This window comes from Neorhizobium galegae bv. orientalis str. HAMBI 540 (assembly GCF_000731315.1).
In the GTDB taxonomy this organism is placed as follows: domain Bacteria; phylum Pseudomonadota; class Alphaproteobacteria; order Rhizobiales; family Rhizobiaceae; genus Neorhizobium; species Neorhizobium galegae.
In genome coordinates this window covers 3,671,539-3,696,186 of sequence record NZ_HG938353.1, presented here as the reverse complement: position 1 = coordinate 3,696,186, position 24,648 = coordinate 3,671,539, and the positions used below count along the sequence as shown (strand labels likewise).

The following is a 24,648-nucleotide window of genomic DNA, read 5'->3' as shown; positions in this document are numbered from 1 at the left end:
CTTAAACGCTACCCTTCACTGCCTTTCAGAATGCCTGTCCTATGCCCGCATAGATACCGTACTGGCTACCGCCGTCATAGCGCTGCAACGGAATTGCAACATCCAATCTCAGCGGTCCAAAAGGCGTGGCATATCTCACGCCGATCCCTGCGCCAGCACGTATATCAGAAAAATCGGGCACGATTCCGGTCGATACCGTACCAATGTCGACAAAAGGTACAATGCCTATATTTTCTGACACTTTTACCCTCACTTCGAAAGATCCCAGCGTATAAGAACGCCCGCCCGTGGCTTCGTCGGCGCTGTTATAGGGCGAGATTTCCCGATAGGCGTAGCCGCGCACCGATCCGCCGCCGCCGGCAAAGAATCTGCGTGTCGCCGGGATTCTTTCAAGGTCGCTTCCGCCGACCAGCGTTCCGGCTGCCAGACGGGCTGCCAGCACGATCCGATCCTCCTGCCCGAGGCCGAGATAACCCGAGATCGAGCCCTCGAACGACGAGAAGATCGTGCCGTCCATCAGCTCGTAGCTCGGCTTGGCCGACAGCGTGGCGTAATATCCTTTGGTCGGGTCGAGCTTGTTGTCCCGCGCGTCGCGCTCGAAGCCGATCGGCAGGCTGAGGGTGAGGTACTGGTTGTTGCCGAAGGCATCGTCCGCATCGATATAGGCGATTTCCCCGCCGCCCTTGAGCTTGTCGGTCTCGTTCAGCTCGTAGGTGATGCCGGCCGAATAGATGATGGTCTGCGCCTCGTAGACGTCAGGCGTCTCGCTCTTGGCTTCCAGACGGGATTCGAAGGTTGCTTCCGGCACGAAGGCGCCCGGCTTCGTAAAGATGATGCCGGCGGAATAGTCGAAGGTGGTGACGTCGGTTGTCGCGCCGATGCCGGACACCTTGCCTTCGATGCGCAGCGACTCGGCTTCCCCGAAGAGGTTGCGGTGGCCCCAGTATCCTTCGAGACCGGCGCCGTCGATTGAGGAATATTCGGCGCCGAAGCCGAAATAACGGTGCTTGCCTTCCGATACCTCGATTGTCAGCGGTAACGAACCGTCCGGCGCAAGCTTCTCCGCCTCGTGGATCGTCACGCTCGAAAAGACGCCGAGTTCGCGCAGGCGATCGTTCGCCTTCTTCAACTGCTCGGGCGAATATTGTCCGCGTTTGTCGAGCCGCGAATAACGGCTGACGAAGGCGGCATCGACAGTGCGCGACCCCTTGACGGCGACGGTGCCGAACGGCGCGACCGGACCGCCGACGGCACCGAGCACGACGTCGATCGTGTCGGTTCGATGGTCTGCCGTCACCTGCCGTCGGGTCAGTTTCGCAAGCGGTCGTCCTTCGTTCTTCAGATCGACCAGAAGCTGTTCGCCCGCTTTGAGGATCAGCCGCGAACCCGCCTTCCCGCCGGCGACGAGATCGTATTTTCCCGGATCGTGGCCGGCGGCATCGCCTTCGAAACGAACCGAGCCGAGCTTGAAGACCGGGCCGGGATCAATGCTGACGGTGACCGGCACGGGCGCCGCGTGGTCGAATGTAGGGTTGGGCGGCAGGCGGTCGATATCGGTGCCGGCGACGGAGATGTTGACGGTGCCGCCGTAACGGGCTTCCTCGTAAAGCACGGCGATCAATCGGTCGCGGTCCTCGCGCGCCTTGATGATCACCCCGAGGTCGCCCGAGACCGGCTGTTTTTCGTCGGTGACCATGGAAGCGGCCGATTCGAGGCGCTTCTTGAGGTCCTTGTCGGCGCTGCCGGTTTGGACCGTCGCATCGTAGCGGACGGGATCGATGACCTCGACCTTGTCTTCATCGCCGCCGAACAGGGTGATGCCGAAGAGTTTAAAGGCGTAGGCGTTGCCGGAAAGCGGCGGGGAAACAAGAAGTATAGCGGCAAGCATCGCGGCTGCGCTTGCCCCCCTCAACCTCCGTTTTTCTGTCCGCCCAGTGTTTTCGTTCCGCATACGCAAACTGCTGTGGATCCCCCGGCTGGAAGCCTTCATAGCATCCGACGAAGCGAACTATCTAACTGCAAAAGACGAAGCCGGGTACCCCCTCATCGCCCTTCGCAATGATTTCATGACAGAAAAAGCCCCGGAGAGTGCTCCGGGGCCACAGTTTTTTCTACAGTCCACGCGGTTATCAGTAACGGCGCGGGCAGCTGTCAATATAGCGACGACCATACCGGTCGCGGTAATAACATTGACCCGGCTGTTCGGCGACGGAACCGATCAAGGCACCGGAAACGCCCCCGATCGCAGCGCCAACGGCTGCGCCGCGAACGTTGCCGGTGGCCAGGCCGCCGATCACGGCGCCGGATGCTGCGCCGATGCCGGCGCCCTGTTCAGTTGCCGTGCAGCTCGCGAGCGAAGCGCCGACCATCAAAAGTACCAAGGCTTTTCTCATGAGATCCTCCTGTTTGTTCTTCGTTTTGCCCGGCTGCTCGCAGACTCCGAACGTCTCCGCGGGTCAGTTCAACAGCCATCAATGGGAACAATAGGTCGCGGCGCACAAGAGTCCATATGACCTCAATATTTTTAAGCGCCGATTTCGTTTGAGTTGTCGATAGTTACTCGAAATCCGAGAGGATCGGAGGATGATGGCCTGTCCGGCGGCCGACCAAATTATTGCCGTTTCCGTAGAAAGTAGCGGTTGATCCCCTAAGTAAAAAAGCAAATGATGACGGGCGTGTCCGGGAGGGACATGAGGAGGATCATATGACGAAAGTGACGCTGACCGTGAACGGCCGCGCGATGAGCGGCGAGTGCGAGGACCGCACCCTGCTCGTGCATTTCATCCGCGAAAAACTTGGTCTGACGGGCACGCATGTGGGCTGCGATACGACCCAGTGCGGCGCCTGCGTCGTTCATATGGACGGCCATTCGGTGAAGAGCTGTTCGATCCTGGCGGTGCAGGCGTCCGGCTCGACGATCACGACGATCGAAGGCCTCGCCGGCCAGGGCGAATTGCATCCGGTTCAAGCCGCCTTCAAGGAGCATCATGGCCTGCAATGCGGCTTCTGCACGCCGGGCATGGTGATGACGGCAGTCGACCTGATCAACCGCGAAGGCGGGACGCTGACCGAGGAGACGGTCCGCGCCGGGCTCGAAGGCAATATCTGTCGGTGCACCGGCTACCACAACATCGTCAAGGCGATCCTTGCCGCCGATGCCGAAATGGCAACGGGGCGGCAGGCTGCTGAGTGAGTAGTCGTTAGTGAGCAGCGGTTCACACGGCGTTTCCGCTCTTGAACCGTTCACTGCGGACTAATTCCTACTCACTAACCAAAACTAATCACCATCTCGGGAGGAGATGAACATGGGTGTTGAAGGAATCGGTGCACGCGTTACCCGCAAAGAAGACAAGCGTTTTCTGACCGGCAAGGGCCGTTACACGGACGACATGACCGTCCCCCGCATGAAATATGCCTATTTCGTCCGCAGTCCCTATGCACATGCGAAGATCGGGAACATCGATGCGACCGCGGCGAAAGCCATGCCGGGCGTTATCGACGTGCTCGACGGCAAACAGCTGCAGGCGGACGGCATCGGCAATCTCATCTGCGGCTGGATGATCCATTCGAAGGACGGAACGCCCATGAAAATGGGCGCCTGGCATCCGCTCGCCGTCGATACCGTGCGCTATGTGGGCGATGCGATCGCGATCGTGGTTGCCGACTCCTCCGGCGAAGCCCGCGATGCCGCGGAAGCCGTGGTCATCGATTACGAGCAATTGCCGACAGTGGTCGAGGCTGTCGCAGCACTTGCCTCCGGCGCGCCGCAGATCCATCCGGAAGCGCCCGGCAACCTGATTTTCGATTGGCAGATCGGTGAGCCGGATGCGGTGGACAAGGCGATTGCAACGGCTGCGCATGTCACCGAAATCGAGATCCTCAACAACCGCCTGTCGCCTAACCCGATGGAGCCGCGTGCCACGCTCGGCATCTACGACACGGCGGAAGATCACTACACCTGCTACACGACCAGCCAGAACCCGCATGTGGCGCGACTGGTGATGAGTGCCTTCTATAATGTGGCGCCCGAAAACAAGCTGCGCGTCATCGCTCCGGATGTCGGCGGCGGTTTCGGTTCGAAGATCTATATCTATCCGGAAGAGATCATCTGTCTCTGGGCGTCGAAGAAGACCGGCGTGCCGGTGAAATGGACCTCGGACCGCACCGAGGCGTTCCTCACCGACGCGCATGGCCGCGACCATGTCTCGAAGGTGAAGATGGCCTTCGATGCCAACAACCGGATCACGGCGCTGAAGGTCGATACGATCGCCAATCTCGGCGCCTACATGTCGCTGTTTTCCTCGGCCGTGCCGACCTATCTCTATGCGACCCTTCTGTCGGGCCAGTACGATATTCCGGCGATCCACGCCAATGTCCGCACCGTCTATACCAATACGGTGCCGGTCGACGCCTATCGCGGCGCCGGCCGTCCGGAAGCGACCTACCTGCTGGAACGAACGATGGAGACGGCGGCGCGCGAACTCGGCGTCTCGCCGGCGGAACTGCGCCGGGCGAATTTCATCCGCACCTTCCCCCACCAGACACCGGTCATCATGAACTATGACGCGGGCGATTACGAAGCCTCGCTGAACGCCGCGATGCAGGCCGCCGACTGGAATGGTTTTGCCGCCCGGCGGTCGCAATCCGAAGCCAAAGGCAAAAGGCGCGGCATCGGCATGAGCTGCTATATCGAGGCCTGCGGCATCGCGCCGTCGGCTGCGGTCGGTTCGCTCGGCGCCGGGGTGGGCCTCTGGGAATCCGCCGAAGTCCGGGTCAACGCCGTCGGGACGATCGAGGTGCTGACCGGCTCGCACAGCCATGGCCAAGGCCATGAGACCACCTTCGCGCAGCTGGTCGCCGGCCGTCTCGGCGTGCCGATCGAAAGCATCAACATCGTCCACGGCGATACCGACAAGGTGCAGATGGGCATGGGCACCTACGGTTCGCGCTCCGGCGCGGTCGGCATGTCGGCGGTCGTCAAGGCGCTCGACAAGGTCGAGGCCAAGGCGAAGAAGATCGCCGCGCACCTGATGGAAGCCTCCGAGGAGGATATCGTCATCGAGAATGGCGAGTTGAAGGTCGCCGGCACCGACAAGTCGGTGCCGTGGTTCCAGGTGGCGCTCGCCTCCTATACCGCCCACAACCTGCCTTCGGGCATGGAGCCGGGCCTGAAGGAAACCGCCTTCTACGATCCTTCCAACTTCACCTTCCCGGCCGGGTGCTACATTGCCGAGGTGGAGATCGATCCGGATACCGGCGAGACGGATATCGTCCAGTTCGTCGCGGCCGACGATTTCGGCAATATCATCAACCCGATGATCGTCGAGGGCCAGGTGCATGGCGGCATTGCCCAGGGCATCGGCCAGGCGCTGCTCGAAAACGTCCAGTATGACGAGAACGGCCAGCTTCTGACGGCAAGCTACATGGATTATGCCATGCCGCGCGCCGACGACCTGCCGTCGTTCAAGCTGTCGCACCAGAACACGCCGTGTCCCAGCAATCCGCTCGGCATCAAGGGCTGCGGCGAGGCGGGCGCCATCGGTTCGCCACCGGCGCTGATCAACGCCATTACCGATGCGATCGGCCATAACAAGCTCACCATGCCGGCGACCCCGATGAAGGTCTGGCAGGCACTGCATCCGGCTCACTGAGGAGAACAGACATGTACGCTACCAGCTATCATCGTGCATCCTCGGTGGAAGATGCCGTCAAGCTCAAGTCCGCCAACGAGGAGGGCAAATACCTTTCCGGTGGCATGACCTTGATCGCCACCATGAAACAGCGGCTCGCCGCGCCGAGCGACCTGATCGACCTTCGCCATATCCCGACGCTGCGCGGGATTTCGATCGACGGCCGCAAGGTGACGATCGGTGCCGCCACGCCGCATGCGGACGTTGCCGCCTCGCGGGAGCTTGCTGCCATCTGTCCAGCGATCTGCAAGCTCGCCGGCCATATCGGCGATCCGCATGTGCGCCACATGGGCACGATCGGGGGTTCGATCGCCAACAACGACCCGGCGGCGGACTATCCCGCCGGCCTGCTCGGGCTCGGCGCGACCATCGTCACGGACCGTCGTTCGATCTCGGCCGACGATTTCTTCACCGGTCTTTTCGAGACCGCGCTGGAGGAGGGCGAGATGGTGACCTCTGTCACCTTCGATGCACCGGAAAAGGCCGGCTACGCCAAGTTCAACAATCCGGCCTCGCGTTTTGCGATGACCGGAGTGTTCGTCGCCAAAACCGCCGGCGGCGTGCGTGTCGCGGTGACGGGCGCCGGCTCATCCGGCGTTTTCCGTCATCCCGGCTTCGAACAGGCGCTGGCCTCCAACTGGTCGGCGGATGCGCTGAGCAATGTCGCGGTCGACGCTTCCAACCTGATGGCGGACATGCACGCGAACGCGGAATACCGCGCCAACCTGGTGAAGGTCATGGCGAAAAGGGCGGTGGCGTCTGCCGGTTGAGGCGAATCGAGATCGCCGATAAAAAAAACTGGAAGAGCGGCGAAACCGCTCTTCTTTTTGCTGCTTGACGTGGATCAATTCTCACATTTTCGAAATCGCTTACCTTTTTATTGGAATAATTCAAAAAAAGCGGGCCTTTTGCCGCAGGTTGGTTCTATTCGCGCGGTCCGGGGTTGACGAAAAGCGTGGCTGAAACCAAAACCGAGGCAGGTTCTGGAGTGTGAGCATGGACTTCGAGGCATTTTTCAAGAGCGAACTGGACGGCCTTCACGGGGAAGGCCGTTACCGGGTGTTCGCCGATCTGGAGAGGCATCGCGGCAATTTTCCCCGCGCCACGCGCCATACTCCGGATGGTCCCAAGGAAGTGACCGTCTGGTGTTCGAACGATTATCTCGGCATGGGCCAGCACCCCGCCGTGATCGAGGCGATGAAGGAAGCCATCGATCACTGTGGCGCGGGTGCGGGAGGCACCCGGAATATTTCTGGCACGACGCACTATCACGTGGTTCTTGAACAGGAACTGGCCGACCTGCATGGCAAGGAAGCGGCGCTGATCTTCAATTCCGGCTATATGTCGAACTGGGCGACGCTCGGCACGCTCGGCCAGAAAATCCCCAGCCTGATCATTTTCTCGGATGCGTTGAACCACGCGTCGATGATCGAGGGCATCCGCTACGCCAAGTGCGAACGGGTGATCTGGAAGCACAACGACCTCAACGACCTCGAAGCAAAGCTGGCGGCAGCCGACCCGAATGCGCCGAAGCTGATCGCCTTCGAAAGCATCTATTCGATGGATGGCGACATTTCGCCGATCAAGGAAATCTGCGATCTTGCCGATAAATACGGCGCGATGACCTATCTCGACGAAGTGCATGCGGTCGGCATGTACGGCCCGCGCGGCGGCGGCATTGCCGAACGCGAAGGCCTGATGGACCGCCTGACGATCATCGAAGGCACGCTCGGCAAGTCTTTCGGCGTGATGGGCGGGTATATCGCCGCTTCGACTGCGCTCTGTGATTTCATCCGCTCGTTCGCCTCGGGCTTCATCTTCACGACGGCGCTGCCGCCGACGCTGGCAGCTGGGGCGATTGCCTCGATCCGACATCTGAAGGCAAGCCCGTTCGAGCGCGCCCGGCATCAGGACCGCGTCCGCAAGCTGCGCACCATGCTCGATCAGAAGGGTATTCCACATATGCACAACCCGAGCCATATCGTGCCGGTCATGGTCGGTGATGCGGCCAAGTGCAAATGGATCTCGGATATCTTGCTCGACACCTGCGGCGTCTATGTGCAGCCGATCAACTATCCGACCGTGCCGCGCAAGACCGAACGCCTGCGCATCACCCCGACGCCGCTGCATAGCGATGCGGATATCGAGCACCTGGTCAGCTCGCTGCATCAGCTCTGGTCGCGCTGCGCGCTCGCGCGGCACGTGGCTTAACCAACCAACCCTCTGCCCTCATCCCTGTGCTTGTCACAGGGATCCAGCAACACCGCGTCTGCGGTGTGCAAGAGTCTTTTCAGTCCACGGACTTGGGCTGGCTGGATTCCTGTGACAAGCACAGGAATGAGGAAAGTTTGGAGTTACCGCCTCGGCAGGTGACCGGCGCTTTTGACAGGCTAACGCCCTAGGCAGCCATTTCCCTTTGAGCGATGATATCACCGGCGCGGCGCCGCGCCTCGGCATCGGCCGCAAATACGTCGTCCATCGTCATCGCGGCCCCAAACCCTACCATCTCATCCATCACCTGCTCGGCGATATCAGCCATGTTGAGAAAACCGATGCGGCCGGCGCAGAAGGCGTGGAAGGCGATCTCTTCGGCGGCGTTCATGACCGCGCCCTGCACGCCGCCGCGTTCAAGAGCCGTGCGCGCCAGCCTCAGCGCTGGGAAACGGACCTCGTCAGGGGCCTCGAAATCCAGCCTTGCGAGCTTGGCGAAATCCAGCCGTTCGACATCGAGCTTCGTGCGGTTGGGGTAGGTCAGCGCATAACCGATCGCGGTGCGCATGTCCGGACAACCGAGCTGGGCCAGCACCGAGCCGTCGGCATAACCGACCATGGAATGGATGACCGATTGCGGATGGACGATCACCTCGATCTGGTCGGGGCGCAGATCGAAGAGATGTTTCGCCTCGATCATCTCCAGCGCCTTGTTGAACATCGAGGCGCTGCCGATCGAGATTTTCAGGCCCATCGACCAGTTGGGGTGGGCGCGGGCGATATCCGCGGTAACGCCCGCCATCTGCTCTCGCGTCCAGGTGCGGAAGGGCCCGCCGGAGGCGGTGAGCACGATGCGCTCGACCGCGTGGTGCTGGTCGTCTTCGAGCGACTGGAAGATGGCGCTGTGTTCGCTGTCGACCGGGATCAGCCGTCCGCCGCCTTCGGCCACCGCCTTGACGAACAGTTCGCCGGCGGAGACGAGGCATTCCTTGTTGGCGAGCGCGATATCGGCGCCTCGCTTCGCGGCGGCCAGTGTCGGGGCAAGCCCGGCGGTGCCGACGATCGCCGCCATCACCCAGTCGGACGGGCGCGCGCCCGCCTCGATCAGCGCCTCGCGGCCAGCCGCAACTTCGATGCCGCTCCCGGCAAGCGCATCCTTCAGAGCCGCATACTGACGGTCGTCGGCGGTAACGGCCAGTTTCGCGCCGCAAGCTTTCGCCTGGTCGGCCAAAAGCGCAATGTTGCTGTTGCCGGTGATTGCCACAATCTCGAAGGCTTCGCGGCCGCCGAGCTGGTTCACCACATCCAACGTATTGACGCCGATCGAGCCGGTGGAACCGAGGATGCTGATGCGGCGCTTGCCGGTTTCGGCCATGCTGTCTTCCATTTCCTAAAGCTGCCGTTGGTCTACAAGCGAAAGCCACGGCTCACAAGAGCGGGCTTGAATTCGGCCCGGCTGCGACCAAGTGCAGCTTGCACAATGGATGCTCTTGGCGCGAAGTGGGACGATGAGCGAACACCGTGAAATCCAGACGACTTGCGTGATCGCCGGCGCCGGCCCGGCGGGGTTGATGCTTGGCCTCTTGTTGGCGCGGGCCGGCGTCGATGCCGTGGTCGTCGAAAGGCACGCGGATTTTCTGCGCGATTTTCGCGGCGATACGATCCATCCCTCGACGCTGGAGGTAATGCACGAACTCGGCCTGATCGACGAATTTTTGAGGCTGCTGCATACGCGGGCGCCAAAACTGTCCGCAGAGATGGGCGGGAAGACGGTGACGATCGCAGATTTTTCGCGGCTGCCGGTCAAGAACCGCTTCATCGCCTTCATGCCGCAATGGGATTTTCTGAGCTTTCTTGCCGAGAAGGCGCAAGGCTATCCAAATTTCCGGCTGGTCATGCAGGCGAAGGTGGTGGACGTGCTGGAGGATCAGGGCGCAATCTCGGGCCTCATCATGGAGACGCCGGAAGGAGAGTTCACCATCCGCTCGACGCTTGTCGTCGGTGCCGATGGACGAAACTCGATCGTGCGGGAAAAGGCCGGGCTCGATGTCGAGAGTTTCGGCATGCCGAGCGAAGTCGTCTGGATGAAGCTGTCGAAACAACCGGGCGATCCGAACGAGGTGATGGGCCATGCCGGACCGCGCCAGGGTTTCGTGCTGATCGACCGCGGCGACTATTGGCAATGCGGGTATGTGATCCGCCGCACCACGTTCGCCGACATCCGCGAGAAGGGCATCGAGGCCTTCCGGCGGATGGTCGCCGACGTCTCGCCGCTGCCGGCCGAGCGGGTGCAGGAGGTCCGCAGTTTCGAGGATACCAACCTGCTGACGGTGCGCATCGACCGGCTGAAGCAATGGTGGCGGACAGGGCTGATCTGCATCGGCGACGCGGCGCATGCGATGTCACCGATCGGCGGTGTCGGCGTCAATCTGGCGATCCAGGATGCTGTGGCGGCCGCCAATATCCTGGGCGTACCGTTGCGCGAGAATCGCCTCACCGATACCGACCTCGCCGCCGTCGAAAAGCGGCGCAGTTTTCCGACCAGGGCAACGCAGAAGCTGCAGTTGATGATGAGGAGCCGCCGCCGCACCGACCAGGCGGACGACCGGAAACGCAAGGGGCCGCCGGCCTTCATCCGGGGCATTGCCCGCTTTCCGCTGCTCGCCCATCTGGCCGGTCGGCTGATCGGGCTCGGGTTCCGCATGGAGCATGTGCGGGTGAAACAAGGCAACCTTTGACCGCCCCGCGTCGTTGATCGGCAAAACAACCGAGGTTTTGCCATGCTCATGCTCGGAAGAATGCTGACGATGGCGATGGCGCTGCTTGGCGGGATCTTCTTTTCGCAGGCGCCGGAATTCGCACAGCAATACCGCCAGCGGATCGGCGGCGCGCTCGACGAATTGAAGATCCTGATCTCGGAATTCGATGCCCAGGCCAATCACAACGGCCTCGATCGCCAGGAAGCGCTCAACATCTATTCCGCCTCGCCGCAGACCTTCCTGCGCAATCAGGGCGATGCGATGCGGCGAACTTTTTCGCGTTATGAGATGCTCGCCCAGCAGCAGAGGGAACTGACACTGGCACCGACCTTTACCAAGCCGTTCGTGGTGATGCGCAATCCCGATTCGACGACGTTCGCAAATGCCTGGCGCGATTTCGTGCCCGGCGTGCCGGTGGATTTCGCGGGCCTAACCTGGGCTGCGGGCGGGCTCTTCTGCGGCTGGCTGATCGCAGCACTTCTCGGAGCCGGCCGTCGCGGCGTCGTGCGTGCGGTCAGGCGGCCGAAACGGGTGGACCAGACGCCGACGATTGCCCGATAAACGAGAGGTGGTGATCCCAGATGGATTCGAACCATCGGCCTCAGGATTAGGAATCCTGCGCTCTATCCTGCTGAGCTATGGGACCACATGAGGAATTCCATACAAAAGGCGAGGCGTTTAGCCAAGCCTTTTCCTCGCCCTCATTCCGTCAACCGCTGTTCGGCGAGCCGAACCCAGTAGGAAATACCATAGGAAATCGCCTCGTCGTCGAAATCGTAATGCGGGTTGTGCAGTGCTGCTGTGTCGCCGTTGCCGATGAAGATGAAGGCGCCGGGGCGGCGTTTCAGCATGAAGGCGAAATCCTCGCCGGCCATGGTCGGCTCGACATTGGTGTCGACGTTGGAGGCGCCGACCACTTCCGTCGCGACGCCGATCGCATGCTCCGTTTCGAGGTCATGATTGAAGGTAACCGGGCATTGGCGGTAATAATCGATCTCCGACGAGGCGCCATGAGCACTGACGATGCCCTCGACGATCTGGCGGATGCGGTTTTCCGCAAGATCGCGGGTTTCCTCGCTGAGCGTCCGGACCGTGCCCCACAGCGTCGCCTGGTCGGGAATGATGTTATAGGCCGTGCCGGCGTCGAAGCGGGTCACCGAGATGACGATCGAGTGGACCGGGTCGGCATTGCGGGCGGCGATCGCCTGCAAGCTACCGACCAGCTGCGAGCCGATAAAGATCGGGTCGATGGTCTTGTGCGGCTGGGCGGCATGGCCGCCTCGGCCCTTGATGGTGATGGTGAAGCGATCGGGTGCTGCCATGATGCCGCCCTTGCGGATGGCGAACTGGCCGAGCGGAATGCCGGGCATGTTGTGCATGCCGTAGACTTCCTCGATGCCGAAACGCTCCATCATGCCGTCGTCGACCATCGCCAGCGCACCGGCGCCACCCTCTTCGGCGGGCTGGAAGATCAGGGCGACCGTGCCGTTGAAATTGCGGGTTTCCGCGAGGTATTTCGCCGCACCCAGGAGCATGGACGTGTGGCCGTCATGGCCGCAGGCGTGCATCTTGCCGGGGACCTTCGAAGCCCAGGGTTTGCCGGTGATTTCGGTGAGCGGCAGCGCGTCCATGTCGGCGCGGAGCCCGATCGTACGGCCGCCCGGGCCTTTGCCGCGAATGATGCCGACGACGCCGGTGCGGCCGATGCCGGGCACCACTTCGTCGACGCCGAATTCCTTCAGCTTCTGTTCCACGAAGGCGGCGGTGTTCTCGACCTCGTAAAGAATCTCAGGATTTTCATGAAGATATCGTCGCCACTCGCTGACTTCGCCCTGAAGTTCGGCGGCTCGGTTCAAAATCGGCATAATGTTCCCTGTTGCTGGCTGGTCACGCGGTTATGACAAGTCCTCCCGGCCGGAGTGTGCCTGTCATGATTGACGTAATCAATCTTCTTTGCCATTGCTTGGCCACATACGCCGCATATGCGCCACACTCGTTAAAGCCGTAACAACGAGGGAAACCCTTGTCGACTTCAAGCCTCCGATCCGTGTCTGCCACCCGGTTGATTTCTGCCGTGACGGCCATTGGGCTTTTCGTATCCGCGGGCAGCGCTGCCGCCAATCCGAAGATCGTTGTCGATGCGAAGACCGGCAAGGTGATCGCCCATGAGGACGCCTTCCTGAAATGGTATCCGGCGTCGCTGACCAAGTTGATGACCGCCTACGTTGCCTTCAAGGCACTGAAGAGCGGCAAGCTCTCGCTCGAGACGCCTGTCGTGATGAGCAAGTGGGCGACCGACCAGCCGGCGAGCAAGATGTATTTCACGCCCGGCACGACGATGACGATGGACAACGCGCTGAAGATGATGCTCGTCAAGTCGGCGAATGACATGGCCGTTGCGGTGGCTGAGGCCGTCGGGGGCACGCAGGAGCAGTTCGTGGCGATGATGAATGCCCAGGCCAAGGCGCTCGGCATGAGTTCGACCCAGTACATCAATCCGCACGGCCTGCCGGGCAAGGGCCAGTTCTCGACCGCCCGCGATCTGGCGCTGCTGACACTGAGGCTCAAGCAGGATTTCCCGGAATACCAGAGCTATTTCTCGCTTGAGGGCATCGATACCGGCTCCAAGCAATATCCCAATTTCAACACGCTGATCGGCCGGTTCGACGGCGCCGACGGTATGAAGACCGGCTTCATCTGTGCCTCCGGGTTCAACCAGATCGGTTCCGCGACACGGGACGGTCGTTCTGTAATCTCCGTGGTGCTGGGCTCGGACAGCCTCGCCGGCCGAGCCGACGACACCGCCAACCTGCTGCAGCAGGGACTGACCTCAACGACGGCCGGGGGCGTGGCCCTGCCGGCGCTCGCAGCCTATGGCGATACGGCTGAGGTCAACGACGTCAGCGCCGAGATCTGCAATCCGAAGGCCGCAAAGGTGCGCAGCGAAACGCGTGACGATGCGGGCCGCACCATCCAGCATTCGCCCTATATCCATGAAATGGCACAGCCGCCGGTCTATACGCCCCTGACCTTGCTTTCCGGCGGCGAGGCTCCCCCGCCGCCGCCCAAGGGCGCCAAGAAGGCAGCGGTTGCCGCAAATGCCCTCAATGTGCCGATCCCGCAGCCGCGTCCGACATTCTGAACGAGAATAGATCATGTCCTCTGCCCGCAGCCGGATTCCAGTCTCCATCCTCACCGGGTTTCTCGGCGCAGGAAAATCGACCCTGCTGAACCGCATCCTGAAGGATCCCGGCACCAGCGATACGGCGGTGATCATCAACGAGTTCGGCGAGGTCGGGATCGACAATTTCCTGGTCGAAGCGTCCGGCGATGCGCTGCTGGAGATTGCCAATGGCTGCCTCTGCTGCACGGTGCGCGGTGAGCTGGTGGATTCGCTCGCCTCGATCATGGATGGCATCCAGACCGGCCGTCTGAGGCCGATCCGCCGCATCGTCATCGAAACGACGGGCCTTGCGGATCCTGCGCCGGTCATGCAGTCGGTGATGGGTAACCCGGTCATCGCGCAGAATTTCGAGCTCGACGGCGTCATCACCGTGATCGATGCGGTGAACGGTGTCTCCACGCTCGACCGTCATCAGGAAGCGGTGAAGCAGGTGGCGGTGGCCGACCGGCTGATCATCTCCAAACAGTCAATGGCGGACGCTTCTCAGTTGGCGGCGCTGAAAAGCCGGCTCGCCGCGCTCAACCCGCGGGCGCTGATCGTCGATGGTGACAGCGAGGAGGCCGGCACGGCTGCCGTTCTGGTGAACGGCCTCTACGACCCGGCGACGAAGATCGCCGACGTGGATCGCTGGCTGCACGACGAGATGGCGAACGATGCCGAAGAGCATCATCATCACAATCATGGTCATAACCACCACGATGATCATCACCATAGCCATGAGCACCACGGGGATGGGCACCACCACCATCATCACGACGTGAACCGTCACGGCGACGACATCCGCTCCTTCTCGATCATCCACGACAAGCCGATCGATCCGATGGCGATCGAGATGTTCATCGACCTGCTGCGCTCGGCCCACGGCGAGAAGCTGCTTAGGATGAAGGCGATCGTGGCGCTCTCCGACAACCCGGATCGGCCGTTGGTGCTGCATGGGGTGCAGAGCGTCTTCCATCCGCCGCAGCGCCTGCCGAAATGGCCTGACGGCTCCGACCGGCGCACCCGCATGGTGCTGATTACTCAAGGGTTGGAAGAAGCTTTCGTCTCGGATCTTTTTGCCGCATTCACCGGCCAGCCCCGCGTCGACCGGCCGGACCGTGCGGCGCTGGAAGACAATCCGCTCGCCGTCCCCGGCCTTCGAATGTAGGCCCGCTTAACCCTTGCGGATCAGAAACCGGTGCCCCGTCTCGGTCTTTTCCGAGCGGACCAGTTCGTGGCCTTCCTGATTGCAGAAATGCGGGATGTCGATGCCGGCCAGGGGATCGGTGGTTTCGATCGTAAGCTCTGTGCCGCTTGGCATGCCTTTCAGCCGACGGCGCGTCTTCAGGACGGGCAGGGGACACTTCAGGCCTCTCAGATCGTAGAGGCCTGCGGTCCGCGAGGTCATTCCTGGCTCCAGAACTTCCAGAACGGCTTCTTCTTTTCTTCCGTGACCGGCGGGGCCGCATAGGCGAGCGGGTTCTGCGCCGGGATCGGAACCGCGGTGGTCGTGCCCTGGGCCGTGGCGATGGTCGGGACCGTACCGGTGCTCTGTGCGACGGGAGCGGCGGTTGCGGCTGCCGGCAGGCGGTCCTGCTTCATGCGGTCGGCGGCGGAACCGGCACGGAAGGTGACGGGCGAGGCGGAGGCAAGCACGGTATTGGCCGGCTTGTTCTGGGAGGCCATCCGCTTTTCCATCATCTGCTGGAATTCCGACTGGCTCAGCAGCTTGCCGGCTTCGAGAGAGGTTCCGGTCGGCGCATAGGCGATATCACGGCCCTTGCGCTTGTCGGCGACGACTGCCTTGCGCTCGGCTTCGGTCGGCTCGTACCAGACCTTGCCGTCGAACTTCTCCAGCGCCTTCACATAAGTCACCTGATAGGTCTTTTCGTAGGAGGTGAGCGCAGCCGAGAGGGCCGGCGGAGTGGACATGGGCGGGCAGGCTGCGGCGGGAGCGAAGGTGCCGTTGCTATCCGCCTGCTGGTTGAAGACATACTTCTTTTCGCAGACGTTGACTTCCGGCGGACGCTTGGTGACCTCGAAATGATCGTAGCCGGTCTTCAGCATTTTCCAGAAGTCGAAATTCTGGCTGTCGCGGTGGCGCGCCATGTTCTCTGCCGTCATCCGGAAGGGAAGAGCCTGGAGCTGCACGGAGGTCTGTCCACCCTTGAAGGCGTCGCGGGCGAAGGCGTAAATTTCCAGGACCTGTTCGTCGGTCATCGAATAGCAGCCGGAGGACGAACAGGCGCCGTGGATCATCAGGTTCGATCCGCTGCGGCCGTTGGCGGCATCGTAGCGGTTCGGGAAGCCGGTATTGATGGCGAGGTAATATTTGGAATTCGGGTTCAGGTGTGCCGGCGTCAGATTATAGAAACCTTCCGGAGCCTGACGGTCGCCTTCCTTGACCTTGGGGCCGAGCTTCCCGGACCAGGCGCAGATGTCGTAGCTCTTGATCACCTCGAAGCGGTTGTCGGCTCTCGCCTTCCAGACCTCCAGCTTGCCCTCTTCCTTGAGGATGCGGATCATGATCGGCGAATTGCGCGGCATGTCCTTCTTCTGCATCTCGGCGAGAATGCTTGAAGGCAGGGGCTGCTCGACCTTGTTCTTGACGCTCTTCAGGTCGACGCTCGCGGAATCGAGCGTATCGTTGCAGCCCGTCAGGGCTGTTGCCACGAGGAGAGTGAAAGCGATGTGTTTCAGGCGCATCGAGACGGACCACATAGACTTGGAACGACGAACGAATTCGGTACAGGACTTCTAGGAATAAAGCGGTAATCTTTACATATTCTTAACCGCTTGCGCCGGCCTGTCCAGTAAAACCGCCCGGCACCCAATGTTATCAGCAATATGGCCAAATTTGGCTATTTGAGCGGCGGACAGCCGGAGATCACAGATTACGGCCGATATCGAGGAATTTCTGCCGGCGTGCAGCCCGCACTTCCTCGCCCGAGAGCCTGCCGAGATCTTCCAGTGCCGAAGCGATGACCTTGCCCGTCGCGGTGATGACGGCCTCGGGCTCGCGATGCGCCCCGCCGACCGGCTCCGGGATGATGTCGTCGATGATGCCGAGACCCTTCAGGTCTTCGGCGGTGATCTTCATATTGGTCGCAGCCTCGCGGGCGCGGGTCGAATCGCGCCAGAGGATCGATGCCGCGCCTTCCGGGGAGATGACCGAATAGATCGAATGTTCGAGCATGTAGACGCGGTTGCCGGTGGCGATCGCGATGGCGCCGCCGGAGCCGCCTTCGCCGATCACGACCGAAACCATCGGCACTTTCAGGCCCAGGCACATTTCCGTCGAGCGCGCGATGGCCTCTGCCTGGCCGCGTTCCTCGGCGCCGACGCCGGGATAGGCGCCTGCAGTGTCGATGAGGGTGATGACCGGCAGGTGGAAACGATCAGCCATTTCCATGACGCGGATTGCCTTGCGATAGCCTTCCGGACGTGCGCTGCCGAAATTGTGCTTGAGACGCGTCTTGGTGTCATGGCCCTTTTCCTGGCCGATGACCGCGACGGGCATGCCGTTGAAGCGGGCAAGGCCGGCCTGGATGGCGGCGTCTTCGCCGAAATTGCGGTCGCCGGCGAGCGGCGTGAAATCGGTGAACAAGTAGGCGGAGTAATCGAGGAAATGCGGTCGCTGCGGATGGCGCGCGACCTGCGTTTTCTCCCAGGCGCCAAGCTTGGAATAGATTTCCCTTGTGGCTTCCCTGACCCGGGTCTCCAGCCTGCCGATTTCCTCGGACGTATCGATGCTTTCGTCCTCGGAGGCGAGCTTTTTGAGCTCGTGAATCTTGCCTTCGAGGTCCGAGATTGGCTTTTCGAAATCGAGATAAGTCTGCATGAGAGCCGGTTTCCGGTTGTTTTATCTCAGGAACACGGAGTTCCCATTTTGTGTTTGGGGCCTCTAATCCCGGTTTTTGGCCTGTTTTGCAAGAGGGTGGTGTGTTTGAACCAGCTCTCGCAGCCTTTCTTCCAGTACATGCGTATAGATTTGGGTGGTGGAAATGTCGGAATGGCCGAGCAGTTCCTGCACAACTCGAAGGTCTGCCCCATTCTGGAGGAGGTGGCTTGCGAAGGCATGGCGCATCACATGGGGAGAGATTGCGGCGGCTCTAAGTCCGGCGCGCGCCGCCAGACCCTTGAGGTCGCGGGCAAACACCTGCCTCGGCAGGTAGCCCCCCTTGCCGGTCGAAGGAAACAGCCACGGGCTGTCGCCGGTCTTTGCGAGTGCCAGCCGCCGGACCTCGCCATAGGATGCGACGGCCGCGATCGCCGAACGGGAAAGCGGCACGAGACGCTCCTTGTTGCCCTTGCCGCGGATGATCAGGAAACGGCCCTCCTGGTCGAGAACCTTGATCGGCAGCGATACCAGTTCGCTGACGCGCATGCCGGTCGCGTAGAGCAATTCGAGCAGCGCCAGCATTCTGAGACGCCCGAGCTGGTCCGGCCCGGGTTCGCCGGCTTCCTTGGCGGCGAGGTCCAGCAGGCGCGTCACCTCGTCCTCGCTCATGATCTTCGGCAGCGAACGGCCTTTTTTCGGCGCGTCGAGGATCGCGGTCGGGTCATCGCCGCGCAGGCCCTCGGCATAGAGGAATTTGTAGAACTGCCGCATCGCCGACAGTTTTCTTGCCTGGGACGAAGCGGCAAAACCTTGGGCGCCGAGATGGGCGAGATAGGCGGAGAGGCTGGCGCTTTCAGCCGTCAGGGCCGAGGTGTTGCTGGCAACGAGGAAGGACTGCAGATCTTCGAGATCGCGTTCGTAAGAGGTGAGCGTGTTGCCGGCGGCTCCCCGCTCGGCGCTCATCATTTCGAGAAAGGCTTCGATATGAGCTCGGGAAAGATCGGCCATGTTCCCTGCCGTTATTGTTTCGGCGCTGCCGGGTTCAACCTCTCGGAAGGAATGCGCACCGTCACATCGCGCTCGTGCGGATCCACCAGCATGACGAGAGCCACCATGCTTCCATAAACGATGCCTGCGATCGCCGCCAGCACGAAAAGGAAACGGAAAAGGGTGGGCATTCACGACTCCTGGGGTTGCGTCGCAATATATCGATAAAGGTTTACATATCGGCAAGAACAAACAATCCCCCGCATTCTTTGAGGGTTGCGACGGCTTGACGCTGCCGATGCATTTGTCGATACCGTTTTCTCGAAACGGACCTAACGATGACAGAAGCCGCAACCTCCGCCGCACCCGCCCTCAGCGAAAAGGCGCGCGCCGTTCTCGGCAAGCGCAACCTGATCTTCGTCGGGCTGATGGGGGCGGGCAAATCGGCGATCGGCCGGCTGGTGGCGCAGAGCCTTTCGATTCCCTTCATCGATACGGATGCGGAGATTGAGAAGGTTTCCCGCATGACCATCAGCGAACTTTTTGCTGCCTACGGCGAGACGGAGTTCCGGGCATTGGAAACCAGGGTCATCGAGCGGCTGCTGAGGGGCGGCCCGCGCGTGGTTTCGACTGGCGGCGGCGCCTTCATCAACGAGAACACCCGCCACCAGATCAAGATCGGCGGTATTTCCATCTGGCTGAAGGCAGATCTCGACGTTTTGTGGGAACGGGTGAACAAACGCGACCACCGGCCGTTGCTGAAGACCGAGAACCCCAGGCAGACGCTCGAAAATCTGATGATCCAGCGTTATCCGATCTATGCCGAGGCCGATGTGACGGTGCTGTCCGAAAACGTCCGCAAGGACGTGATGGTCAACGAGGTGCTTGCCGCTGTGGCCAATCTGTCCGGCGAAAGTGAATTGCCCAGCGAAGGTGAATTGCAATGAACATGTCTTCCCGATCCGAGGGCCGATCCGAGGCCCGAACCGAGGAACGCTCCCCGGAGCGTCTGGTGCACGTGCCGCTCGGTGAACGGGCCTATGACATCCTGATCGGCCCCGGCTTGATCACGCGTGCCGGCGGCGAGATCACCGCGCGGCTGAAGGGCCGCAAGGCAGCCATCGTCACTGACGAGCACGTCGCGCCGCTTTATCTCGAAGCGCTGATGGACAGCTTGCAGACGGACGGGATCGAAGCCGTGTCGCTAACGCTGCCGGCCGGCGAAAAGACCAAAAGTTTCGAACATTTGGCAACCGTCACCGATATGGTGCTTTCGGCCCGTATCGAGCGCAACGACGCGGTGATCGCGCTCGGCGGCGGCGTGATCGGCGATCTTGCCGGTTTTGCAGCCGGCATCGTGCGGCGCGGCGTGCGCTTCGTGCAGATTCCGACCTCGCTTTTGGCGCAGGTCGATTCGTCGGTCGGCGGTAAGACCGGCATCAACACCCGCCACGGCAAGAACCTGCTCGGCGTCTTCCATCAGCCGGACCTCGTTCTCGCCGATACCGCGGCACTCGATTCGCTCTCCGAGCGCGAATTCCGGGCCGGTTATGCGGAAGTGGCGAAATACGGCCTCATCGATCAGCCGGATTTTTTCGCCTGGCTCGAAAAGAACTGGAAAGCCGTATTTGCCGGCGGTCCGGAGCGGATCGAGGCGATTGCCGTCAGCTGTCAGGCGAAATCCGACGTGGTGGTCGAGGACGAGCGCGAGATGGGCCGGCGGGCATTGCTCAATCTCGGCCACACGTTCGGCCACGCGCTGGAAGCGGCGACCGAATATGACAGCCGCCGCCTGGTGCACGGCGAGGGCGTGGCGATCGGCATGGTGCTGGCACATCAGTTCTCGGCGCGCCTGAACCTTGCAAGCCCAGACGACGCGGTGCGGGTGACGGCCCATCTCAAGGCCGTCGGCCTGCCGACGTCGATGAGCGATATTCCCGGAAAACTGCCGCCGACGGAGAGGTTGCTGGACGCGATTGCGCAGGACAAGAAGGTGATGAGCGGCAAGCTCACCTTCATCCTCACCCATGGCATCGGTCAGTCCTTTGTCGCCAACGACGTGCCGTCGTCCGAGGTCTTGAGTTTCCTGGAGGAAAAACGGCCGAAATGACGTCCAAACAGGGCCTTAAGTCGCGTGCTGTTAACGCGGTGATCCGCGGGTTTCTTCGCGCGCTCGGCGTTTCCCTGTCGGAACAGACCCTGGCGCTTTCCAGCCACGACGATCTGCACGCCGCTCTCGATATCGTTCATCGCGACGGAAATTTCGAAAAGCAGGACCGTGACCGGCTGAATGGCCTCTTCGAGCTCGAGGAGCTCGAAGTCTCCGACGTGATGCGGCACCGCACCGTCATGCGGGCGGTCAACGCCGACGATCCGCCGGAAGTGGCGGTACGCACCGTCCTCGAAAGCCCCTATACGCGCATGCCGCTCTGGCGCAATTCGACCGAGAACATCATCGGCGTCGTCCACGCCAAGGACCTGCTGCGGGCACTCGCCGAGCCGAATGTCGAGCCGGAAAATCTCGACATCGTCAAGATCGCCCAAAAACCCTGGTTCGTGCCGGACAGCACCAGCCTCAAGGACCAGCTCAGCGCCTTCCTGCGGCGCAAGGGGCATTTCGCGGTCGTCGTCGACGAATATGGCGAGGTGCAGGGCATCGTCACGCTCGAAGACATTCTTGAGGAGATCGTCGGCGATATCGCCGACGAGCACGATATCGAGATCCAGGGCGTTCGCCAGGAAGCCGACGGTTCGATCGTCGTCGATGGTTCAGTGCCGATCCGCGATCTGAACCGCGCGCTGGACTGGAGCCTGCCGGATGAGGAGGCGACGACGATCGCGGGCCTCGTTATCCACGAATCGAAGCTGATCCCGGAGGAGCGGCAGGCGTTTACGTTCTATGGCAAGCGCTTCACGGTGATGAAGCGCGAGAAGAACCGCATCACGCGGCTGCGCATCCGCCCGGTGGGAGATGCGGCGCTGCCGGCGGAATAGTCTTTCGTTTTGCGAAAGGCTTTCAAGCGCTGAAATTGCCGGCTTTCCGCCCTAGGCAGACTTCGGCAACGTTGATGATTTGGCTTGCCAACCTGTCGAAATCAGCAGGTCTTCGCGCTCAACGACCGGCATGGCGCGAATCCGCCGCCGCGCCGTGAGGCGTATTGCAGCAAATCCGGCTATGGATAGAACCGCTTTGCTGGCAATTCCGAAGATCGTCATGGTCAGCGCCCAGGTTGCCACGTCCTTGCTCATTGCTAGATAGGCATTCAACATGGCGGAGATAAACATGAGACCTGCCCACGCAAAACCAACATAAGTCGCGATGTCGGACGCGACAGCCCTTGCAATCGGAGGCAAGTAGCGGTTCATCCAGCCGGGCCTCAGCATCACAATGCCAATGATCGCGTAAATCGCGCTTGGCTTGAACAGGACAAAGCGCGGGTCGTCCGTCAACACCGTTGCGGTGCCCGACGCGATCACGAGGAAAAGACTGACCCATTCCATGACGTCGATCGGCTTTCGCCGGGCAAACTGCACCGCGATCTGAATAAGTCCAAGCAACATTCCGAGGCAAGCCGAAAGAACGGCATTATGGGTCAGGGAGAACAGGACGAGAAAGAGCAGGCTTGAGGCCAAATCGCTGAGCAATAATCTGGCCGTTTGCAGGAAGGCTTTCATTGGAAGCTAGCCCTTGTTGCGACTGTTGCAGAAAATGTCGCCTGTTAGCGCAGTGCCGCATTCCCTAATGCTGATGTCAAATATCCTTTTGTTTCAGAAGGAGCAATGTCAGCTTCCGGGCGTCAAGCGACCGCTGCTCCGTCAACTACCGGGAAGCAGTGCGGGTCGGCCAAAGCGATACCCCACAAGGAGTGAGCCCGTACCTTGGCCTCTCGCTAGGTCATCCCTATCTAAGTCCTGCTACCAGCGGGTCGGTTCCCCGGGTGCCGAGGCTTCCACCGCGAGCGCGTGGAGCCCGGCGTCGAGTTCCGGCTTCAGTAGGGCATTCACCGTCCGATGTCGGTCGAGCCGGCTCATTCCGGAAAATTTTTTCGAAACGATGCGAACCCGCATATGGGTTTCGCCGGTTCCGGTGATGTCGGGCTGATGGCCGGCGTGCTGATGGCTTTCATCGATGACGATCAGCCGTTCCGGCTCAAGATTGTCGGTAAGCGTGATTTCGATTCGGGATTTGACGGACATCGCGGTCTCCGTTGCGACGCAAAAGGGCATCTCACAAACCAGTAAGAAAGGACTTTGTCAATTCTTGCCGCGCCCTCTTCGTCGCCCCATAATGAGGGCCTTATGAAACTAGATTCCAAATATTTCGACCGCATCCGGACGCGCAAGAACAGGCAGCAGGAAGCTGTGCCTGAAGCGCCCACTTGCCAATGGGACGGGTGCGACAAGCCCGGCGTCCATCGCGCACCCGTTGGCCGCAACGCGGAAGGCCAGTTCTTTCTGTTCTGTTTCGAACACGTCAGGGAATACAACAAGGGCTATAACTATTTCTCCGGCCTCTCGGACAGCGAGATCGCCCGTTACCAGAAAGAGGCGATCACCGGCCATCGTCCGACCTGGACCGTCGGCGTCAACAAGGCCGCCAAGGATGCCCCGCTTCACTCGACGGCGCGTTCAGGGGCTGCCGGCGCTACCGGCGCCCAGCAGCGCTTCAGGGATCCGTTCGGCTTCGTGTCCAGTGCGCGGGCGGCCGGCCCCCGTTTCCAGACGCAGGGGCGCAAGCTGAAGACATTGGAAGCCAAAGCCTTCGATACGATGGAGTTGGCGGCCAATGCGTCCGCGGCGGAGATCAAGACCCGCTACAAGGAACTGGTCAAGAAACATCATCCGGATGCGAATGGCGGCGACCGCGGTTCGGAAGAACGTTTTCGTGCCGTCATTCAAGCATATCAGTTGTTGAAGCAGGCGGGTTTCTGCTAAGCCGTAAAAATTATGGCAGTAAGGATGACGGCCGGGCGGCGGCTCGCGCCTTGGAGAGACGATGAGTAAGATTGATCTAGATATTTCCAACCTTCCCGATACCACCGTTTCGGTCAGGGAAGTCTTCGGCATCGACAGCGATATCAGGGTTCCGGCATATAGCAGCGGCGACCCCTACGTACCGGATCTCGACCCGGACTACTTGTTCGACCGCGATACGACGCTCGCTATTCTCGCCGGCTTTGCACATAACCGACGCGTCATGGTGTCCGGCTTCCACGGCACCGGCAAGTCCACCCATATCGAGCAGGTCGCAGCTCGCCTCAACTGGCCGTGCGTGCGTATCAACCTCGACAGCCATGTCAGCCGTATCGATCTCGTCGGCAAGGACGCGATCGTGCTGAAGGATGGCAAGCAGGTCACCGAATTCAAGGACGGCATCCTGCCCTGGGCCTACCAGCACAATGTCGCGCTCGTCTTCGACGAATACGATGCCGGCCGCCCGGACGTCATGTTCGTCATCCAGCGCGTTCTGGAATCCTCCGGTCGCCTGACCCTGCTCGACCAGAGCCGTGTCATCCGTCCTCACCCGGCATTCCGCATCTTCGCGACCGCCAATACGGTAGGCCTCGGGGACACGACCGGCCTTTATCACGGCACGCAGCAGATCAACCAGGCACAGATGGACCGCTGGTCGATCGTGACGACGCTGAACTATCTGCCGCACCAGAAGGAAGTCGACATCGTCGCCGCCAAGGTCAAGTCCTTCGGTCGCACGGCCGAGGGCCGCGAGACCGTGTCGAAGATGGTGCGCGTCGCGGATCTTACCCGTTCGGCCTTCATCAACGGCGATCTCTCGACCGTCATGAGCCCGCGTACCGTCATCACCTGGGCGGAAAACGCCGAGATTTTCGGTGACATCGCGTTCGCCTTCCGCATCACCTTCCTCAACAAGTGCGACGAACTGGAACGCACGCTGGTCGCCGAACAGTACCAGCGCGCCTTCGGCGTCGAGCTGAAGGAAAGTGCCGCCAACATCGTTCTCGGAGCCTAAGCGGAGAC

Annotated in this window: 23 protein-coding genes, 1 tRNA gene and 1 pseudogene; 13 read left to right on the top strand and 12 right to left on the bottom strand. The window is 61.3% G+C overall.

The genetic code is table 11. The features are described from left to right. Positions 1–25 precede the first annotated feature (25 nt). Positions 26–1,951: an autotransporter assembly complex protein TamA gene (locus RG540_RS18000; protein ID WP_407668834.1), complete on the bottom strand. Its 1,926-nt coding sequence runs from the start codon at positions 1,949–1,951 to the stop codon at positions 26–28. 178 nt (positions 1,952–2,129) lie between these two features. Beyond that, positions 2,130–2,393 carry a glycine zipper domain-containing protein gene (locus tag RG540_RS17995; RefSeq protein ID WP_038546432.1) on the bottom strand — a complete coding sequence of 88 codons (264 nt, stop codon included), beginning with the start codon at positions 2,391–2,393 and terminating at the stop codon, positions 2,130–2,132. Between the two features lie 311 nt (positions 2,394–2,704). Between RG540_RS17995 and RG540_RS17990 the strand changes: the two genes are divergently transcribed. From RG540_RS17990 to hemA, 4 genes are all read left to right on the top strand, one after another. After that, the gene (locus tag RG540_RS17990; RefSeq protein ID WP_037081659.1) at positions 2,705–3,193 is read left to right on the top strand and encodes a (2Fe-2S)-binding protein; all 489 of its coding nucleotides are present in this window, start codon (positions 2,705–2,707) and stop codon (positions 3,191–3,193) included. A 112-nt stretch (positions 3,194–3,305) separates the two neighbouring features. Beyond that, complete coding sequence (locus RG540_RS17985; protein ID WP_038590728.1) at positions 3,306–5,651, top strand: xanthine dehydrogenase family protein molybdopterin-binding subunit; 2,346 nt, start codon at positions 3,306–3,308, stop codon at positions 5,649–5,651. A gap of 11 nt (positions 5,652–5,662) precedes the next feature. Then, positions 5,663–6,460, top strand: coding sequence for an FAD binding domain-containing protein (locus tag RG540_RS17980; RefSeq protein WP_038590726.1), 798 nt, complete (start codon positions 5,663–5,665; stop codon positions 6,458–6,460). 226 nt (positions 6,461–6,686) lie between these two features. Then, positions 6,687–7,901 (top strand): 5-aminolevulinate synthase, encoded by a 1,215-nt coding sequence (gene hemA, locus RG540_RS17975; protein ID WP_038590724.1) that lies wholly within the window; start codon positions 6,687–6,689, stop codon positions 7,899–7,901. Between the two features lie 187 nt (positions 7,902–8,088). On the opposite strand, the gene dxr is transcribed toward hemA, so the two are convergent. After that, entirely contained in the window at positions 8,089–9,276 is a 1,188-nt protein-coding gene (dxr, locus tag RG540_RS17970) for a 1-deoxy-D-xylulose-5-phosphate reductoisomerase (RefSeq protein WP_038590722.1), read from the bottom strand. Positions 9,277–9,409: 133 nt separating this feature from the next. Between dxr and RG540_RS17965 the strand changes: the two genes are divergently transcribed. Next, positions 9,410–10,639: an FAD-dependent oxidoreductase gene (locus RG540_RS17965; protein ID WP_244446584.1), complete on the top strand. Its 1,230-nt coding sequence runs from the start codon at positions 9,410–9,412 to the stop codon at positions 10,637–10,639. Positions 10,640–10,681: 42 nt separating this feature from the next. Beyond that, positions 10,682–11,221 (top strand): DUF2937 family protein, encoded by a 540-nt coding sequence (locus RG540_RS17960; RefSeq protein ID WP_038590716.1) that lies wholly within the window; start codon positions 10,682–10,684, stop codon positions 11,219–11,221. Positions 11,222–11,229: 8 nt separating this feature from the next. Here the strand turns inward: RG540_RS17960 and RG540_RS17955 are convergent. Together RG540_RS17955 and RG540_RS17950 are read right to left on the bottom strand one after the other, a co-directional pair. Beyond that, positions 11,230–11,306: transfer RNA gene (locus RG540_RS17955), tRNA-Arg, on the bottom strand. A 55-nt stretch (positions 11,307–11,361) separates the two neighbouring features. Beyond that, positions 11,362–12,525, bottom strand: coding sequence for a M20 aminoacylase family protein (locus RG540_RS17950; RefSeq protein ID WP_038590714.1), 1,164 nt, complete (start codon positions 12,523–12,525; stop codon positions 11,362–11,364). 158 nt (positions 12,526–12,683) lie between these two features. On the opposite strand from RG540_RS17950, the gene RG540_RS17945 reads away from it, so the two are divergent. After that, positions 12,684–13,802, top strand: a complete 1,119-nt coding sequence (locus RG540_RS17945; RefSeq protein ID WP_046600822.1) for a D-alanyl-D-alanine carboxypeptidase family protein — start codon at positions 12,684–12,686, stop codon at positions 13,800–13,802. Positions 13,803–13,815: 13 nt separating this feature from the next. Next, the gene (locus tag RG540_RS17940; RefSeq protein ID WP_038590708.1) at positions 13,816–14,991 is read left to right on the top strand and encodes a CobW family GTP-binding protein; all 1,176 of its coding nucleotides are present in this window, start codon (positions 13,816–13,818) and stop codon (positions 14,989–14,991) included. A gap of 6 nt (positions 14,992–14,997) precedes the next feature. Here the strand turns inward: RG540_RS17940 and RG540_RS17935 are convergent, their stop codons facing one another. From RG540_RS17935 to RG540_RS32885, 5 genes are all read right to left on the bottom strand, one after another. Beyond that, complete coding sequence (locus RG540_RS17935; RefSeq protein ID WP_038590706.1) at positions 14,998–15,231, bottom strand: sulfurtransferase TusA family protein; 234 nt, start codon at positions 15,229–15,231, stop codon at positions 14,998–15,000. Further along, a complete protein-coding gene (locus tag RG540_RS17930) occupies positions 15,228–16,529 on the bottom strand; it encodes a L,D-transpeptidase family protein (RefSeq protein ID WP_038594174.1) in 1,302 nt (433 codons plus the stop codon). Before RG540_RS17930 ends, RG540_RS17935 begins: the two co-directional genes overlap by 4 nt. A 181-nt stretch (positions 16,530–16,710) precedes the next feature. Next, complete coding sequence (locus tag RG540_RS17925) at positions 16,711–17,664, bottom strand: acetyl-CoA carboxylase carboxyltransferase subunit alpha (RefSeq protein ID WP_038590703.1); 954 nt, start codon at positions 17,662–17,664, stop codon at positions 16,711–16,713. Positions 17,665–17,727: 63 nt separating this feature from the next. Continuing rightward, positions 17,728–18,672, bottom strand: a complete 945-nt coding sequence (gene xerD, locus RG540_RS17920) for a site-specific tyrosine recombinase XerD (RefSeq protein WP_038590699.1) — start codon at positions 18,670–18,672, stop codon at positions 17,728–17,730. Between the two features lie 11 nt (positions 18,673–18,683). Next, positions 18,684–18,842, bottom strand: a complete 159-nt coding sequence (locus tag RG540_RS32885) for a hypothetical protein (RefSeq protein WP_038546390.1) — start codon at positions 18,840–18,842, stop codon at positions 18,684–18,686. 147 nt (positions 18,843–18,989) lie between these two features. On the opposite strand from RG540_RS32885, the gene RG540_RS17910 reads away from it, so the two are divergent. The 3 genes and pseudogenes from RG540_RS17910 to RG540_RS17900 all read left to right on the top strand — a co-directional run. Further along, positions 18,990–19,598, top strand: coding sequence for a shikimate kinase (locus RG540_RS17910; protein ID WP_038590696.1), 609 nt, complete (start codon positions 18,990–18,992; stop codon positions 19,596–19,598). A gap of 2 nt (positions 19,599–19,600) precedes the next feature. After that, entirely contained in the window at positions 19,601–20,761 is a 1,161-nt protein-coding gene (aroB, locus tag RG540_RS17905; protein ID WP_046600841.1) for a 3-dehydroquinate synthase, read from the top strand. Positions 20,762–20,772: 11 nt separating this feature from the next. Further along, positions 20,773–21,645 (top strand): annotated as a pseudogene (locus RG540_RS17900) (HlyC/CorC family transporter); the annotation flags it as partial. Positions 21,646–21,696: 51 nt separating this feature from the next. On the opposite strand, the gene RG540_RS17895 reads toward RG540_RS17900, so the two are convergent. Together RG540_RS17895 and RG540_RS17890 are read right to left on the bottom strand one after the other, a co-directional pair. Continuing rightward, a complete protein-coding gene (locus tag RG540_RS17895) occupies positions 21,697–22,326 on the bottom strand; it encodes an inner membrane-spanning protein YciB (RefSeq protein WP_038590693.1) in 630 nt (209 codons plus the stop codon). Between the two features lie 240 nt (positions 22,327–22,566). Further along, positions 22,567–22,848: a BolA family protein gene (locus tag RG540_RS17890; RefSeq protein WP_038549763.1), complete on the bottom strand. Its 282-nt coding sequence runs from the start codon at positions 22,846–22,848 to the stop codon at positions 22,567–22,569. Positions 22,849–22,950: 102 nt separating this feature from the next. On the opposite strand from RG540_RS17890, the gene RG540_RS17885 reads away from it, so the two are divergent. Next, positions 22,951–23,586, top strand: coding sequence for a J domain-containing protein (locus RG540_RS17885; RefSeq protein ID WP_038546382.1), 636 nt, complete (start codon positions 22,951–22,953; stop codon positions 23,584–23,586). A gap of 61 nt (positions 23,587–23,647) precedes the next feature. Next, entirely contained in the window at positions 23,648–24,640 is a 993-nt protein-coding gene (gene cobS, locus RG540_RS17880; RefSeq protein ID WP_038546380.1) for a cobaltochelatase subunit CobS, read from the top strand. Positions 24,641–24,648 lie beyond the last annotated feature (8 nt).